Origin of the sequence: Mesorhizobium sp. M0778 (genome assembly GCF_040320105.1) — a bacterium.
GTDB lineage: Bacteria > Pseudomonadota > Alphaproteobacteria > Rhizobiales > Rhizobiaceae > Mesorhizobium.
The window spans coordinates 17,347-32,863 of the sequence record NZ_JAMYPA010000012.1 but is presented as its reverse complement, the minus strand read 5'-3'; the positions used below and the strand labels follow the sequence as shown (position 1 = coordinate 32,863).

Below are 15,517 nucleotides of genomic sequence, written 5' to 3'. Positions count from 1 at the left end.
TCCGTGTCTTTGCAGCATTCGCCTATCGCTGCCAGAAGGGCAGCTTGGCGATCTCTTCCTCGGCCTGTCGTCTCGTCAGACCGATATCGTCGATCAGATGGGGATTGGTCTCCGCCAATCGCTTGAGGTCCCAGCGAAAGCGTGTCGGCTCGCGCCAGGCCGCGATAATGTTTCGCAGCGTCGCCAGGCTGTGGTGCCGACGCGACACTTCCGCCAGCCGAGCTGCCTTATGCTGGCCCGAGGCAAAGGTAGGAATATCGTTCATGGCAAACCTCCATATGGTTTGAGGTCCAATACGATTTGGGAGGACCCTCGACCTGAAAGAGGAGGAATTCTGCAGGATACGAACAGCGCCGTAATTAAGCTCTCCCAAATAGTTCTCAAAACTTCCAAACGGGCTATAGATGCGCCGTATGCAGGGATCGCGCTTTGCCTTTGGACCGTTCGCGCTTGATCCGGGCGCGGGAACGCTCCTCCGGAACGGTGTCCCCGTTGCCGTTGGCTACCGCGGGCTAAAGCTGCTTGCGGCGCTCGTCGGACGGTCCGGCGAAATCCTGAGCAAGGCTGAGTTGATGGACGCGACGTGGCCGGGCACCGCCGTCGAGGAGGGCAACCTTACCGTCCAGATAGCGCTGCTGCGGAAGCTGCTTGGTCCGGCCGCCGACGGCGGTGAATGGATCGTCACGGTTCCGCGCATCGGCTACCGCTTCACGGGCGCCGTCGAACAGCTCGGCGGCGCCAAGCGAAAACCTTTGCCACTGCCCGGCAAACCATCGATAGCCGTGCTGCCCTTCGTTAATGTCAGCAACGATCCCGAGCAGGAATCCTTCGCCGATGGGTTGACCGAAGACCTGATCACGGACCTGTCGAGGATCTCCGGCCTGTTCGTCATCGCACGCAACTCGGCCTTTGCCTACAAAGGAAAGGCGATGGACGTGCGCGGGATCGCTGAGGAGCTTGGCGTGCGCTACCTGCTGGAGGGAAGCGCAAGACGCGCCGCCGGGCAGGTGCGCATCAATGCACAACTGGTCGACGCGGCGAGCGGCGATCATCTATGGGCGGAACGCTTCGATCGCAGCCTGGAAGATATTTTTGCCGTTCAGGACGAGGTCACCGGCAAGATCGTCGAGGCGCTGCTCGGCCGGCTACGCGCACCACCGCCGCGCAATCGGCCCAAAATCTCGAGGCCTACGATCTGTGTGTGCGCGCGCGCAAGCTGATGGATGATTCGCCGCAGACGGCGCGGGAAGCGCATCTGATGCTCACCCGCGCGGTTTCGCTCGATCCGGAATATGCCGAGGCCTATCGCTGGCTTGCCATGAACCACTGGATGGGATTGGTGCATTCCGGCGGACCAACCGAAACATCCCGTAGCGTTGCTTTAGAGCTGGCGCGCAAAGCCGTGGCGATCGACCCCAACGATGCCGGGTGCCGCTGGGTCTTGGCTTACCTGCTTGCCTACGAGCGCAGCTTCGCCGAGGCGGATGCGGAATTCGCCAAGGCCATCGAGCTCGACCCGAACGAGGCCGATGCCTGGGCGGCACTGTCCGACATCGCGATCTTCGCGGGGCAGGTCGAGGAGGGCCTTGAGCACATCCGCAAGGCCTTCCGGCTGAACCCGTTTCCGGCAAGTTGGTATTATCTGACGCTCGGGCAGGCGCAATACGCGGCCCGCGAATACGAGGCTGCTGTCGAGACACTGCGCAGGGACGAGACTTATCGTACAAGCTCACGCCGTTTCCTGGCGGCAAGCCTTGCCCAACTCGGCCGGCTCGACGAGGCGCGTGCAGAGGTCGAACTGTTCCTCGTCGGCAACCCGCATTTCACAACCCGGCACTGGGCGACGACGGAGCCATTCCGCGACGCTGGGACGCTTGAGCATTTCGTTGACGGCTTCCGCAAGGCCGGCCTTCCGGAGTGACGCGCCGGCGCCGTCGCACCGTTCGTGCGACCTATTCCTCAAAGCGACCCGTGGCGTCACGATCGCGCTCGTATCGTCTGGTGAGCGGAAACGGCGGCAACCAGGACTCGCGACGGATGATCCAGCTTTCGTAGGTCGGCATCAGTTGGTCAGGCGCATCCAGGGATCCCAGGTTCACTTCGATTTCGTCGGCGGTGCGTCCGAAAATCGTCGAGCCGCAGCGCGGACAGAAAAACCGCCCGGCATAGTCGCGTGTTTCGCCGTCGATCGTCACCGCATCCTCAGGAAATATCGCGGAAGCGTGAAAAAGGGCGCCATGATGCTTGCGGCAGTCGAGACAGTGGCAAAGGCCGACCCGGTATGGGCGCCCCGACGCGACAATTCGGACGTTGCCACACAGGCACCCGCCGGTGAATCGGTCCATGCTGCGTCTCCTCCAAAATCAAGCGGCCGGAATGGTTACAACGACCGGCACTGTTGTTGCAATCGCCGCGCCGTAGGCGGGGACACGTCGTTCTTCCGTGGCGATGACATTGCAGCCGCCTCTCTATGCCTTACGCGAGCTTGCCGCCGAAAATAGGCTTTGGTTTGTCATATGGAACGAAACGGCGCGTTCCATTGAGCCGCCAACTCGGCGGCCGAGGCGATCTTGACGCCGCAGTCGGCGAGTATGCGTGCGACCGTCGCTACCGGTTCGGCGTTGGACGAAGCTATTCTGCCGTCCGGAAGGAAGAGATTGTTTTCGAAGCCGACCCGGATATGGCCGCCAAGCAACGCGGCGGCGATCACGCACGCCGCTTCGTTGCGGCCGAAGGCGCAGACGCTCCAATGGTCGAAGCGCGGCGTGTTCGCCGCGAGGAATGGCAGGAGATCGGCAGGAACGGACGTCTGTCCCGGCGTGTAGCGGCCCAGCACGTAGAGAACCGGTATGCTTGCCCAGGGGATCAGTCCGCGCTGCTGCATGTCCGAAAGCCTGACGGCCTCCTCGGGCGAATAGAGGATGATCTGCGGCGCTACTCCCTCGGTGCGCAGCCAGGCCATGAAGCGCGCGAATGCGAGCTCCGATCCGGCATCAGGAACGATTTCGCGAAGCGCCAGGGAGACAGCTTGCGGCTTCACATCTTGTACGACGGCCATCTGCTGGGCCGGCGAATAGATACCGAGTGCTTCGGAAGTGATCTGAACTACCAAGCGGTCGCCGGCGGCACCGCGGATGGCGGCGATCGCCTGGCGGTAGGCGTCGGCGTCGAGCAGATGATTGCCGCTTCTGTCGCGGACATGGACGTGGATCATAGCCGCACCGGCATCGGCGCATTCCGCGGCCGTCCGCGCAAGTTCGGCTGGTGTCAGCGGAATCGCCGGATGGTCGGCCTTGCTGCGACGTCCCCCGTTCGGCGCGACAGCTATGGCGACGCGATCGAGACCATGGGCCGGCTTCATGGAGACGCTCTGTGAGTTACAAGATTCATATGAATCAATCTTTGACCACACTGAAACAGACGTTGCAATCGCTGGTCTGGCGAGCTAGCAATATCCATGGACCAGGGAGAGCTTGCTGGACAGATCGTCAGTGCCTTCGACGGCATGTCGGCGCAGCTTCGGTCCGCCGCGCGCTATGTCCTTGATAAGCCGTATGATGTCGCGTTGTTGTCCATGCGCGAGCAGGCCCGGCACGCGGGAGTGCAGCCGGCCACGATGACGCGGCTGGCCCAGCATCTCGGCCTTGATGGCTACGAGACCGTACGCGATATCTACGCCGCCGCGATCCGGGACGGCGAAATCGGTTTTGCCGGCAAGGCGGGCCTCCAGGTGGCCAACCAAAAGCTCAAGGGCGACCACGCGCTGGCGGCCGATATTCTGGATTCAATTTCCAGCCAGCTTGCCCATCTCGCCGAAAGCAGGTCGATCGACCGTCTGGTCGGCACGGCCAGGGCGCTGAGTGCGGCAAGGCGTGTCTATTGCCTCGGCCTGCGCTCGAGCCACGCAGTGGCCTGGCATCTGCATTACATCCTGTCGCTGATCGGCGAGAAGTCGGTGCTGTTGCACGGCATCGGCGGAACCGACGGCGACGCTCTGGCCCACGCGACCAAGGACGACGTGCTGATCGCCGCCAGCGTCCTGCCCTACACGCGCTTCACCATCGAGCTTGTCGAGTATGCTGCCGGCCGCGGCGTACCGATCGTTGCGGTCACCGACAGCGGGGTAGCGCCCTTGGCGCTGCTTGCCGATCACCTGGTCATCGTGCCGACGGGCAGCCCGTCCTTTTTCCACACCATGACGCCAGCTTTCATCGTTGCGGAGGTCCTCGGCGCTCTTGTCGCAGGGCAGGCAGGCGAGGGCGCCGTTGAGTCGCTGCGACGTTTCGATGAGCAGGGCGCCGCCCTCAAGACCCATCTCAACCAACGTCCGCCGAAGAAAATGCCCATGAGGGACCGTCGATGACACACATTCTTCATCGAACCATCCACTCGACGCTGCCGGTCGCCATTCGCGGCCAAGGCATCGAACTGTTCGATGCCGAGGGCAAGTCCTATATCGACGCGTCGGGCGGCGCCGCCGTGTCCTGTCTCGGCCACGGTCATCCCGACGTGATCGCTGCACTGCACACCCAGCTTGACCGCATCGCCTACGCCCACACCAGCTTCTTCACCACCGAGGTGGCGGAGCGCTTGGCAGATCGGCTGGTCGAGGACGCGCCGGAAGGGTTGGACCATGTCTATCTGGTCAGCGGCGGCTCGGAGGCGGTCGAGGCCGCGCTCAAGATGGCCAGGCAATATTTTGTCGAGAAAGGCGAACCGCAACGGCGCCATCTCATCGCACGCCGGCAGAGTTATCACGGCAATACGCTCGGTGCTCTCGCCACCGGCGGCAATGAATGGCGGCGCGCCCAATTCAGGCCGTTGCTGATCGAGACCCATCACATCGACCCCTGTTATGCCTATCGCTATCAAAAGCATGGCGAAAGCGACGAAGCCTATGCGGTGCGCGCCGCCCAGCAGCTCGAAGACAAGATCCTCGAACTCGGCCCGGACGAGGTCATCGCCTTTGTCGCCGAGCCGGTGGTGGGTGCCACACTCGGCGCCGTGCCGCCGGTTGCCGCTTATTTCAAGCACATTCGCGCGATCTGCGACCGCTACGGCGTGCTGCTCATCCTCGACGAAGTGATGTGCGGCATGGGCCGTACCGGCACGCTGCATGCATGCGAACAGGACGGCATCACTCCCGACCTGCTGACCGTCGCCAAGGGGCTCGGCGGCGGCTACCAGCCGATTGGCGCGGTGCTGCTTGGCAGGCATATCTTCGACGCCTTTGCCCAAGGCTCGGGCTTCTTCCAGCATGGGCATACCTATATGGGGCATCCAATGGCGGCCGCGGCCGGCCTTGCCGTGCAGGAGGTCATCCGACGTGACCGTCTGCTCGACAACGTCAGCGCAATGGGCGCGCAGCTGGACGAACGCCTGCACCAACGCTTCGATAACCACCATCACGTCGGCAACATTCGCGGGCGGGGTCTGTTTAGGGGAATCGAGCTGGTGGTTGATCGCGCCACCAAGGAGCCGTTCGACCAGAGGCTTGAACTCAACGCCCGCATCAAGCGCGAAGCAATGGCCCGCGGCCTGATGATTTACCCGATGGCCGGGACGATTGACGGTGTGCGCGGCGTTCATGTGCTTGTGGCGCCGCCTTTCATCATCTCCAAACAGGATATCGATCGGATCGTCGAACGGCTCGGTGAGGCGATCGACGCTGCGATCGCTTCAGCGGCCTGACCCGCACGACGCGGATCGCCTCAACCCAATTCCAACGCGTCATCGGCGACGGGCCGGGACAACCACCAGAGAGGTAGCAACCATGTATAGTTCGATGAAAACCCTGATCGGCGCGGCGGCCTGCATGCTGCTGGCGCTGCCATCCGTCGGAGCCGAGCAGCGCTTCGTCACGGTCGGCACCGGCGGGGTCACCGGCGTCTACTACGCTGTGGGCGGCGCCATTTGCCGACTGATGAACAAGGACCGGCAGAAAACCGGCATCCGATGCTCGACCGAGTCGACCGGCGGTTCCGTCTTCAACGTCAACTCCATCCAGACCGGCGACCTCGATTTCGGCTTGACCCAATCGGACGTCCAGTACCAGGCCTATGAGGGGACTGGAAATTTCGACGGCAAGCCGTTCAAGGATCTGCGGGCCGTGTTCTCCGTCCATCCCGAGCCGTTTACCGTGCTGGCGCGGCCGGACGCCCGCGTCACCAAATTCGAGGACTTCAAAGGCAAACGCTTCAACGTCGGCAATCCCGGATCAGGCACCCGCTCGTCGATGGAGGAATTGCTCAAGCAGATTGGCTGGACGCTCGGCGATTTCTCGCTTGCCGCTGAGCTGAAGGCGGACGAGCAGGGCAGCGCGCTGTGCGACAACAAGATCGATGGTTTCTTCTATGGCGTCGGTCATCCTTCCGCCGCGATCCAGGATCCGACCACGGCCTGTGGCGCCAAACTCATCCCACTGACCGGTCCGGCAGTGGACGCGCTGTTAGCAGCCCATCCCTACTTTTCAGTCGCCACCATCAAGGGCGGCATGTACGCCAACAATCCGGACGACGTGAAGACATTCGGCGTCCGCGCCACTGTCGTGGCGAACGCCAGCACGCCCGATGAGGTGGTCTACGAACTGGTGAAGTCGGTCTTCGAAAATTTCGACGACTTCAAGAAACTGCATCCGGCCTTCGCCAATCTCGATCCCAAGGAGATGATCAAGACCGGTCTGTCGGCGCCGGTACATCCGGGCGCGGAGCGCTACTACAAGGAAAAGGGCTGGCTCTGAGGCCTCCGATGCGAGGCGCAACGGGCACCTCGCATCGCAAATAATTGTGGGGAACGATGACAGATCAAAGCCAGCGGGCGGCAGCGCCTGACCAACCCGTTATCGACATTGACAAGCTCAGCGAGATCGTCGCCGAGGCCGACACCGGTGGGCGCAAGCCGACCGGCCGCACCGCGAAGCTGATCCTCGGCGTATCGCTGGCATGGTCGCTGTTCCAGCTCTGGTATGCCTCGCCCCTTCCGTTCATGCTCAATTTTGGAGTTGTCAGCGACGGCATCGCCCGCTCCATTCATCTGGCCTTCGCCCTGTTTCTGGCGATGCTGACGTTTCCGGCCTTCAAGACCTCGTCGCGCAGCCGGGTGCCGCCGCCCGACTGGGTGCTAGGCATCGCCGGGGCGGCGTCCGCCCTCTATCTGTTGGTTTTTTACAGCGATATCGCCCATCGGCCGGGTCTTCCGACTACGGCTGACCTGGTCGTCTCGATCGCCGGCGTCCTCATCCTGCTCGAGGCCGCGCGTCGCGCCGTCGGGCCTGCTATCACCGTCATCGCGGCGATCATGCTGATCTATATCTTCGCCGGGCCTCACCTACCTGGCCTGCTCGGCCACAAGGGCGCGACGTTATCGCGCGCAGCCTCGCAGATGTGGCTGACGTCGGAGGGGGTCTTCGGTGTTGCCCTCGGTGTGTCCACCAATGTCGTCTTCATGTTCGTTCTGTTCGGAACATTGCTGGAGCGCGCCGGCGCCGGCGGCTTTTTCATCCAGCTTGCCTTCTCGCTGCTCGGCAAATACCGCGGCGGTCCGGCCAAGGCCGGTGTCGTGGCTTCCGGCCTGACCGGCATGATTTCTGGGTCGTCGATCGCCAATGTCGTGACCACCGGAACCTTCACCATCCCGCTGATGCGCCGGGTCGGATATTCTGCGGTGAAGGCGGGCGCCATCGAATGCGCGGCCGGCGTCAATGGTCAGCTGATGCCTCCGGTGATGGGCGCCGCCGCGTTCCTGATCGCGGAATATGTCGGCATCTCCTATGCCGAGGTGGTCAAGCATGCCTTCTATCCAGCGCTGCTGACCTACGGCTCGTTGTTCTACATCGTCGATATCGAGGCGATGAAGACGGGGATGAAGGGCCTGCCGTCACGCAGCACGCACTCCGCATTTCAGGGTGCGCTGCGTGGGCTGATGGGCATATGCGGCTTCATCGTCCTCGCAGGGCTTGTCTATTACGGCATTGGCTGGACGAAGATCGTTTTCGGCGCGGCCGCGACCTGGATGATCACTGCCGCGCTGATCGCCGTCTACATCGGCCTTGTCGCCTACCGTGCGCGCTATCCCGACCTGCCGCTGGAGGATCTGGAGGGCGAGATCGTAAGGATTCCGCATTTCGGCGAGACGGCGCGCACCGGCCTGCATTTTCTGCTGCCGGTGATCCTGCTGATCTGGTGCCTGATGGTGGAGGAGCTGTCGCCCGGCCTGTCGGCATTCTGGGGCGCTGTCGCCCTGATGGCGCTGATCGTGACGCAACGGCCGCTCACCGCCTTTTTCCGCAAGGACCGTGCGCTGGCACGGCATTGGCTTCGCGGTTTCGACGATCTGGTCGGTGGCCTGTCCGCCGCTGCACGGAACATGACGACGGTCGGCATTGCCACTGCGACGGCCGGCATCATCGTCGGCACGGTTCTGCTCACGGGCATCGGGCTGGTGATGACCGAGCTGGTCGAATTCATCTCGGGCGGCAGCTTCATCGTCATGCTCTTGTTCACCGCGGTGATCTGCATCATTCTCGGCATGGGCATGCCGACCACTGCAAGCTATGTCGTCGTCGCCACCTTGATGGCGCCGGTCATCGTCGATTTGGCGGCGCAGAACGATCTTGCCGTGCCGCTGGTCGCCGTCCATATGTTCGTTTTCTATTTCGGGCTGATGGCAGACGTGACGCCGCCAGTGGGGCTGGCGGCTTATGCTGCTGCGGCAATTTCCGGCGCCGATCCGGTGAAGACCGGGATTCAGGGTTTCAAATACGAGATCCGTACCGGCCTGCTGCCGTTCATCTTCATCTTCAACACCGGACTGCTGATGATCGATCTCGAAGGTCCGTTCGACTTCGTCGCGATGGTGGTGACGTCGACGCTGGCCATGGTCTCGTTTGTAGCAGCGACGCAGAATTGGATGCTCGTGCGCAACCGCTGGTACGAGACGATTGCGTTGCTGCTGGCCTGTTTCATCTTGTTCAGGCCGGGACTCTTGCTCGATCAGGTGAGCGAACCCTATCGGGCAGTGCCTGCCTCCGAACTCGGCCGTATCGTCGACGAGACAGCCGAGGGGGGCGCAGTTCGCTTGCGCCTGACGACACTGAACCTCAACGGCGATGAGATATCGAAGCTGGTGCGACTACAACTCGGGCCTGGAAATTCATCGGCCGAACGCCTGAAGGCCGCGGGCTTGGACGTCAGTGCGCTTGGCGATAACGTGACGGTCGGCGTGGTGCGACTGGGCAGCCAGGCGGCCAAATTCGGCCTGCAGCCGGGCGACGAAATCAATCAGGTGCTAGTCCCTGCGGAACGGCCGTCGCGCTATTGGTTCGCCATCCCGGCACTGCTGTTGCTCGGTCTCGTCGTCTGGGGTCAGAAGCGGCGAAGGCGGACGGTTGGTCTATAAGCGCCTTATGAGCGGAAGAGTCTTGGCCAGCATGTCGGTAACAAGAGAACCAAACGGCGCCCCGGAGCCGGCTACCGCGGAAAAGCGCACGACGACGCGCGACCGCCCCTTCGAACCCGTCGACTACGGGCTTTACGCGCTGACGGTCATCGCCTGGAGCGCATCGTGGTTCGCGATCGAACTTCAGGTCGGCAGCGGCGTATCGAACGAGGTCAATCTGGTCTGGCGCTTCGCCATCGCCACGCTGCTGATGTTTGCCTGGGCCGGTTTTTCCGGCGGGCGGCTCCGCTTTCCGATCACCGATCATCTGCGCTTTGCTGTGCTCGGCATCCTCATCTTCTCATCGAACTTCCTGTTTTTCTATTACGGCGCCGGCTATCTCGTCAGCGGATTGCTCTCGGTCGTCTTCTCGCTCGCCTCGGTCATCAACATGCTGCTCGGTGCCTTGGTCATCGGCGAGCGCCCGGCGCCGCGCATTCTCGCCGGCGGCGTTATTGGCTTCGCCGGCATAGCGCTGATGTTCTTTCCCGAAATTGCCGCGAACGGGCTTTCAGGCAGGACGTTGGTGGGCCTTCTGCTGTGCCTCTGTGGCACGCTGAGCTTCTGCGCCGGTAATCTCGTCTCCGTCGCAAACCAGCGCCGCGGCCTGCCGCTCGTTTCAACCAGCGCCTGGGGCATGCTCTACGGCACTCTGTGGTCGGCGTTCCTGGCCTTCCTGCTCGGTGAGCCGTTCGTGTTCGCGACGACCGCCTCTTATATCGGCTCGCTGGTCTTCCTCGCCGTCATATCGACGGTCATGGCTTTCGCCGCCTACCTGACGCTGCTCGGACGCATTGGCGGCGCCCGCGCCGGCTATGCGACCGTCATATTTCCCGTCTTTGCGCTTTTGATCTCCACGGCGCTGGAAGGCTATGCCTGGACCGCTTACGCGATCATCGGGCTCGTCCTCGTCGCCGCCGGGAACGTCCTGGTCATTCGCGGAGGACGGCGCTGACGCATGGAATGCCTGCCGAATGCCGCCGCCTTCCGGTGCGCGGGCCGCGGTTCTGTCGAGCTTGACTCTCTGCATGGTCTGTCTAAGCTTGCGGTCAATGGGTCAGACCAATGTACCAGGGGCGAGCCGGGGAGGGAACTAAACACGCATGCCGATCCAGGCCGTTGAACCACGCCGGCTATACCGACAGGTCGCCGATCAGCTCAGGCAACTGATCGATGCCGGCGAGTTTTCCGTCGGCGACCGTCTGCCGACCGAGCGGGATCTGGCCGACCAGCTCGGAATTTCCCGCCCGACGGTCCGTGAAGCGCTGATAGCGCTGGAGGTCGAAGGCCGCATACGCATCCGCGTCGGCTCGGGCATCTACGTCACCGATCCGCCGAGCGCCCCCGCCTCCGAACCCGAAATCGAGGAAGGCCCGTTCGAGCTGCTGCGCGCGCGCGAATTCGTCGAAGGCGCGATCGCCGCCGAAGCTGCTCTCCACGTCCGGCCTGCAGATATCGAACGGCTCGACGACGTGCTGCGCCGGATGGAGGCCATGCGTCACCCCAACAAGATGACCATTACGCTCGACCGGGAATTCCATACTGCAGTCGCCGGCATTCTCGAGAACGCGGTGCTGGTGCGCTTCATCGGCGAGCTCTTCGACCAGCGCATGAACCCGTACTTCGAACGCCTGTCGATCTATTTCGAGACCAACGATTCCTGGCAGATAGCGGCAAAGGAGCATCGTGCCGTGCGCGATGCGATTGCCGCGCGCGACCCCGAGCGGGCCAAGGCCGCCATGCAGCAGCATCTGCGCCAGTCGCAAATCAGATTCTCACGCAATTTCGATGAGAGAGCCGCAGCCAAGGAGGTTGCGGAATAGCAGTTGGCCGGGGGGAGATCCGGCCGTCAAATCCAACCAGGGAGGAATTAGATGCTGAGAAAATACGCAGTTCTGCTCGGTGCGATCGCCGCAATTGCCATACCCATGGCGTCGGCCTCGGCGGAAACGGTCCTGAAATGGGCACATGTCTACGAGACGACGGAGCCCTTCCACACCGAATCCGTGTGGGCGGCCGACGAGATCAAGAAGCGCACCCAGGGCCGCTACGCCATCGACGTCTATCCGGCCTCGCAGCTTGGCAAGGAAGCAGACATCAACCAGGGCCTGATGCTCGGCACCGTCGATATCATCATTTCCGGATCGAGCTTCGCAGCGCGCGAATATCCACCGATCGGCGTCACCTATTTCCCATACACTTTCCGCGATGCCGACCATCTGCTGAAATACACCAAGAGCGACGTCTACAAGGCCCTGACCAAGGGCTACGAGGACAAGACCGGCAATCACATCGCCGCCACCACCTATTATGGAACGCGGCAGACCACCTCGAACCGGCCGATCGCCAAGTGCTCCGACATGCAGGGCTTGAAGATGCGCGTCCCCGACGTGCCCGCCTATCTAGCCATGCCGCGTGCCTGCGGCGCCAACACCGCGCCGATTGCCTTCGCCGAGGTCTATCTCGCCCTGCAGAACGGCACGGTCGAGGCCCAGGAGAACCCGCTGACCACCATCGAGGCGAAGAAATTTTACGAGGTGCAGAAGAACATCGTGCTCACCGGCCATATCGTCGATCATCTCAACACCATCATATCGGCGTCGCGCTGGGCCTCGCTTTCCGACGAGGACAAGAAGATCTTCACCGAGGTGATGCAGGAGGCTGCCGCCCGCGCCACGGCGAAGATCGTCGCCCGCGAAAAGGAACTGGTGCAGGTATTCAAGGACCGCGGCATCAGCGTAACCGATGTCGACCGTGCCGACTTCGAGAAGAATGTGCTGGAGAAGGTCACCTTCGAGGAATTCGGCTACAACAAGGCCGATTGGGAAGCGATCCGCGCCATCAAATAGGGCATCGGGAAATCGGATGCTCAATCAAGAGGATAGGGCGGCAATCGGATTCGCCGCTTTAACCTGCCCATCCGTCCGGCTTGAAATTGTGCCGGACGGCCTTTCCAATCCTTGACGACCACCAGCTTCGGGAGCCCGCGCCAATGGCCGAGGAACACCACACCGAGATCACCGTCGAAGAGATCGCCCACGCCTTCGAGGAGGTGCCGGTACACGTCGACCTGTCGGACCACGGTATCGAGGACTGGATCACGCTTGCCGTGTTCTGGGGCATGGTCGTCTGTGTCTTCCTGCAGTTCTTCACCCGCTATGCGCTGAACAACAGCCTTGCCTGGACCGAGGAGATCGCCATCAACGCGCTCGTCGTCGTCGTTTTTCTCGGCGCCGCCATGTGCGTGCGCCTTTCGCGCCATATCCATGTCGATGTGCTTTACCACTATCTGCCGGAGCGCGTTGGCCGCTGGCTGGCGCTCGCCGTCGATATTATCCGCATTGCATTCTTCGCCTACGGAACATGGCTGATGTGGCGCTACGTCACGATCGTGGCGCATGAGCGCATGGTCACAGTCAACCTGCCGCGGCGCTGGTTCTTCTACGCCGTCTTGGCTGGCTTCGTGCTGATGCTTCTGCGCTCGATCCAGGTCTTCATCGGCAATTACAGGCGCGGCTATTCGGTGCTCGAGCGTCCCGGGGCGTTCGAGACGGCGGGGGTCTGAGCGATGCTGCTTCTGGTAGGGGGCTTTCTTGTCCTGATGCTCATCGGCGTGCCGGTCGCCGTTTCGATGGCGGCCGCCTCGATCCTTTACCTCGTCATCTACGGCGTGGCGCCCGATATCATTGCGGCCCAGCGCATGATCGCCGGGGTCGAGAGCTTTCCACTGCTCGCCGTTCCCTTCTTCATCCTGGCCGGCAACCTCATGAACATCGCCGGCGTCACCGGGCGCATCTATTCCTTTGCCCTTGCCCTGGTCGGCTGGATGAAGGGCGGCCTGGCGCAGGTCAACATCATCGGATCGGTGATCTTTTCCGGCATGTCGGGCACCGCGCTCGCCGACGCCGCCGGCATTGGCACGATCGAGATCAAGGCGATGAAGGACCACGGCTATCCTATCGACGCCGCGGTCGGCGTCACCGCCGCTTCCGCCACGCTCGGGCCGATCTTTCCGCCCTCGCTGCCCTTCGTCATCTACGGCATGATGGCCAATGTCTCGATCGGTGCGCTGTTCATGGCCGGCATCCTGCCCGGCGTGGTCATGACCGTGCTGATGATGATTACGGTTGCCATCTTTGCCTACAGTCGCGGCTGGGGTTCCGACACACCTTTCGAGCTTCGGCGGCTCGCCGAAGCAGCAGGCGAGGTGCTGGTGGTGGCTGCCTTTCCGATTGGCTGTTACGTGCTTGTGCAGCTTGGCCTGTCGATCAATATCGCGGTCGGCATCGCGCTGCTGGTGCTGGTCGCGGCGGACTGGTATTTCGACTTCTCCGCGGTCATGGCGCTGATGACGCCGGTCATCCTGATCGGCGGCATGACGATGGGCTGGTTCACGCCAACCGAAGCCGCGATGGCGGCTGTCATCTGGTCGCTTTTCCTCGGGCTGGTGCGCTACCGCACGATGACGCTGCGTTTGCTTGCCAAGGCCAGCTTCGACACGATCGAAACGACCGCCTCGGTGCTCTTCATCGTCACCGCCGCATCGATCTTCGCCTGGCTGCTCACCGTCAGCCAGGCAGCGCAGCTGTTTTCGAACTTCATTTTCGCGCTCACTGAAAACAAGTGGGTGTTCCTGATCCTGGTCAACATCCTGATGCTGGTGGTCGGCTGCTTCCTCGATACGATCGCCGCGATCACGATTCTGGTGCCGATCCTGCTGCCGGTTGCCGCCGTCTACGGCATCAACCCGGTGCATTTCGGGCTGATCATGACGCTCAACCTGATGATCGGGCTTTTGCACCCGCCGCTCGGCATGGTGCTGTTCGTGCTGTCACGTGTCGCCAAGCTTTCTGTCGAGCGCACCACCATGGCGATCCTGCCGTGGCTGGTGCCGCTTATCGTGGCGCTGCTTCTGATCACCTTCATACCCGCCATCACGCTCTGGCTGCCGACCGAGATGGGCTTGATCCGGTGAGCGGCCAGGTGGTTGCCGCGACGCTGTTCGGCCCGCAGGACCTGCGCGTCGTGGAGCGTCCGCTCGAACCGCTGGCGCCAGGCATGGTGCGGGTGCGCTTCGAGGCCGGGGGCATCTGCGGCTCCGACCTGCATTATTTCCGCCATGCCCGTACCGGCGATTTCGTGGTGACCTCGCCGCTTGTCCTCGGCCACGAAATCTCAGGCGAAATCGTCGAGATCAATGGCGCGGCACCCGGCCTGGGCGTCGGCGACCACGTCGCGGTCAATCCGTCGCGCTGGTGCGGGCATTGCGCGCGATGCCTGGAAGGCCGCGCCAATCTCTGCGAGAACATCTATTTCATGGGCTCGGCATCGAAGACGCCGCATATGCAGGGCGGTTTCGCCAGTCTGTTCGACGCCAAGCCCGCGCAATGTTTCAAGGTTCCATCTGATGTGGCCTACCAGGCGGCGGCGCTTGCCGAGCCGTTGGCGGTCAGCCTGCACGCCGTCGCGCGGGCGGGCGACATCAGGGGCCGCAACGTCATCCTGTTCGGTGCCGGCCCCATCGGTCTCTTGACCATGCTCGCGGCCAGGCTTGCCGGCTGCGCTGAACTGACCGTCGCCGACATCGCCGCCGCGCCGCTCGCCTTCGCCGGCAGGTTGGGTGCCGACAGGACGATCGACATTGCCAGCGGCGACGGCGAGCTCCAGGCGCTCGCCGCCGGCGGTTCGCTTGACGTGGCGTTCGAGATTTCAGGCACTGCCGCAGGCCTTGCCGCGGCAATCGCCAGCGTCCGGCGCGGCGGCACGGTGGTCCAGGTCGGCAATCTTCCCAATGGCCAGATCCCGCTGCCCGCCAATGCGGTGATGGCCAAGGAGATCGACCTCAAAGGCACCTTCCGCTTCGGCAGCGAGTTCGGTCGCGCAGTCGACCTCATTGTGTCGCGGGAGGTGGACGTCCTGAAGCTGGTGACGGCGGAGCGCACGCTTTCCTCCGCCCCCGATGCGTTCCGACTTGCCGCCGACCGCACTCAGAGTGTCAAGGTCGTGCTGACCGCGGACTGATTGAGGATTCGCAACGTCCCTGTTTTTTACGAGCCCATTTGGCGCTTCACCGTGCAGGTAC

13 protein-coding genes and 1 pseudogene are annotated in these 15,517 nt (G+C 62.8%); 11 read left to right on the top strand and 3 right to left on the bottom strand.

The window, feature by feature from the left end:
* Window positions 1–22 precede the first annotated feature (22 nt).
* Complete coding sequence (locus tag NKI22_RS18020; protein WP_023717030.1) at window positions 23–265, bottom strand: DUF1127 domain-containing protein; 243 nt, start codon at window positions 263–265, stop codon at window positions 23–25.
* Window positions 266–413: 148 nt separating this feature from the next.
* Between NKI22_RS18020 and NKI22_RS18015 the strand changes: the two are divergent.
* Window positions 414–1,921, top strand: a pseudogene (locus NKI22_RS18015) (winged helix-turn-helix domain-containing tetratricopeptide repeat protein).
* Between the two features lie 31 nt (window positions 1,922–1,952).
* Here the strand turns inward: NKI22_RS18015 and NKI22_RS18010 are convergent.
* Window positions 1,953–2,345, bottom strand: coding sequence for a GFA family protein (locus NKI22_RS18010; RefSeq protein WP_023717032.1), 393 nt, complete (start codon window positions 2,343–2,345; stop codon window positions 1,953–1,955).
* Between the two features lie 167 nt (window positions 2,346–2,512).
* Window positions 2,513–3,361 (bottom strand): beta-keto acid cleavage family enzyme, encoded by an 849-nt coding sequence (locus NKI22_RS18005; protein WP_023717033.1) that lies wholly within the window; start codon window positions 3,359–3,361, stop codon window positions 2,513–2,515.
* Window positions 3,362–3,457: 96 nt separating this feature from the next.
* Between NKI22_RS18005 and NKI22_RS18000 the strand changes: the two genes are divergently transcribed.
* The 10 genes from NKI22_RS18000 to NKI22_RS17955 all read left to right on the top strand — a co-directional run bounded on the left by NKI22_RS18000 (window position 3,458) and on the right by NKI22_RS17955 (window position 15,456).
* Window positions 3,458–4,363 carry a MurR/RpiR family transcriptional regulator gene (locus NKI22_RS18000; RefSeq protein WP_023717034.1) on the top strand — a complete coding sequence of 302 codons (906 nt, stop codon included), beginning with the start codon at window positions 3,458–3,460 and terminating at the stop codon, window positions 4,361–4,363.
* On the top strand, window positions 4,360–5,691 hold the full coding sequence (locus NKI22_RS17995) for an aspartate aminotransferase family protein (RefSeq protein WP_023717035.1): 1,332 nt from the start codon (window positions 4,360–4,362) through the stop codon (window positions 5,689–5,691). Before NKI22_RS18000 ends, NKI22_RS17995 begins: the two co-directional genes overlap by 4 nt.
* Before the next feature lie 94 nt (window positions 5,692–5,785).
* Window positions 5,786–6,739, top strand: a complete 954-nt coding sequence (locus tag NKI22_RS17990; protein ID WP_051409598.1) for a TAXI family TRAP transporter solute-binding subunit — start codon at window positions 5,786–5,788, stop codon at window positions 6,737–6,739.
* Window positions 6,740–6,795: 56 nt separating this feature from the next.
* Entirely contained in the window at window positions 6,796–9,396 is a 2,601-nt protein-coding gene (locus NKI22_RS17985) for a TRAP transporter permease (RefSeq protein ID WP_023717037.1), read from the top strand.
* A 31-nt stretch (window positions 9,397–9,427) separates the two neighbouring features.
* Window positions 9,428–10,390 (top strand): DMT family transporter, encoded by a 963-nt coding sequence (locus NKI22_RS17980; protein ID WP_023717038.1) that lies wholly within the window; start codon window positions 9,428–9,430, stop codon window positions 10,388–10,390.
* Between the two features lie 148 nt (window positions 10,391–10,538).
* Complete coding sequence (locus NKI22_RS17975) at window positions 10,539–11,258, top strand: FadR/GntR family transcriptional regulator (protein WP_031193403.1); 720 nt, start codon at window positions 10,539–10,541, stop codon at window positions 11,256–11,258.
* Window positions 11,259–11,309: 51 nt separating this feature from the next.
* Window positions 11,310–12,284, top strand: a complete 975-nt coding sequence (locus tag NKI22_RS17970) for a sialic acid TRAP transporter substrate-binding protein SiaP (RefSeq protein ID WP_023717039.1) — start codon at window positions 11,310–11,312, stop codon at window positions 12,282–12,284.
* Window positions 12,285–12,427: 143 nt separating this feature from the next.
* Entirely contained in the window at window positions 12,428–13,000 is a 573-nt protein-coding gene (locus tag NKI22_RS17965) for a TRAP transporter small permease (protein WP_023717040.1), read from the top strand.
* A gap of 3 nt (window positions 13,001–13,003) precedes the next feature.
* A complete protein-coding gene (locus tag NKI22_RS17960; RefSeq protein ID WP_352483860.1) occupies window positions 13,004–14,410 on the top strand; it encodes a TRAP transporter large permease in 1,407 nt (468 codons plus the stop codon).
* On the top strand, window positions 14,407–15,456 hold the full coding sequence (locus NKI22_RS17955; RefSeq protein WP_023717042.1) for an L-idonate 5-dehydrogenase: 1,050 nt from the start codon (window positions 14,407–14,409) through the stop codon (window positions 15,454–15,456). Before NKI22_RS17960 ends, NKI22_RS17955 begins: the two co-directional genes overlap by 4 nt.
* Window positions 15,457–15,517 lie beyond the last annotated feature (61 nt).

Bases quoted from the DNA above. Each gene is read 5' to 3' on its own strand.
- NKI22_RS18020 (WP_023717030.1), bottom strand. From the start codon at position 265: ATGAACGATATTCCTACCTTTGCCTCGGGCCAGCATAAGGCAGCTCGG.
- NKI22_RS18010 (WP_023717032.1), bottom strand. From the start codon at position 2,345: ATGGACCGATTCACCGGCGGGTGCCTGTGTGGCAACGTCCGAATTGTC.
- NKI22_RS18005 (WP_023717033.1), bottom strand. From the start codon at position 3,361: ATGAAGCCGGCCCATGGTCTCGATCGCGTCGCCATAGCTGTCGCGCCG.
- NKI22_RS18000 (WP_023717034.1), top strand. From the start codon at position 3,458: ATGGACCAGGGAGAGCTTGCTGGACAGATCGTCAGTGCCTTCGACGGC.
- NKI22_RS17995 (WP_023717035.1), top strand. From the start codon at position 4,360: ATGACACACATTCTTCATCGAACCATCCACTCGACGCTGCCGGTCGCC.
- NKI22_RS17990 (WP_051409598.1), top strand. From the start codon at position 5,786: ATGAAAACCCTGATCGGCGCGGCGGCCTGCATGCTGCTGGCGCTGCCA.
- NKI22_RS17985 (WP_023717037.1), top strand. From the start codon at position 6,796: ATGACAGATCAAAGCCAGCGGGCGGCAGCGCCTGACCAACCCGTTATC.
- NKI22_RS17980 (WP_023717038.1), top strand. From the start codon at position 9,428: ATGTCGGTAACAAGAGAACCAAACGGCGCCCCGGAGCCGGCTACCGCG.
- NKI22_RS17975 (WP_031193403.1), top strand. From the start codon at position 10,539: ATGCCGATCCAGGCCGTTGAACCACGCCGGCTATACCGACAGGTCGCC.
- NKI22_RS17970 (WP_023717039.1), top strand. From the start codon at position 11,310: ATGCTGAGAAAATACGCAGTTCTGCTCGGTGCGATCGCCGCAATTGCC.
- NKI22_RS17965 (WP_023717040.1), top strand. From the start codon at position 12,428: ATGGCCGAGGAACACCACACCGAGATCACCGTCGAAGAGATCGCCCAC.
- NKI22_RS17960 (WP_352483860.1), top strand. From the start codon at position 13,004: ATGCTGCTTCTGGTAGGGGGCTTTCTTGTCCTGATGCTCATCGGCGTG.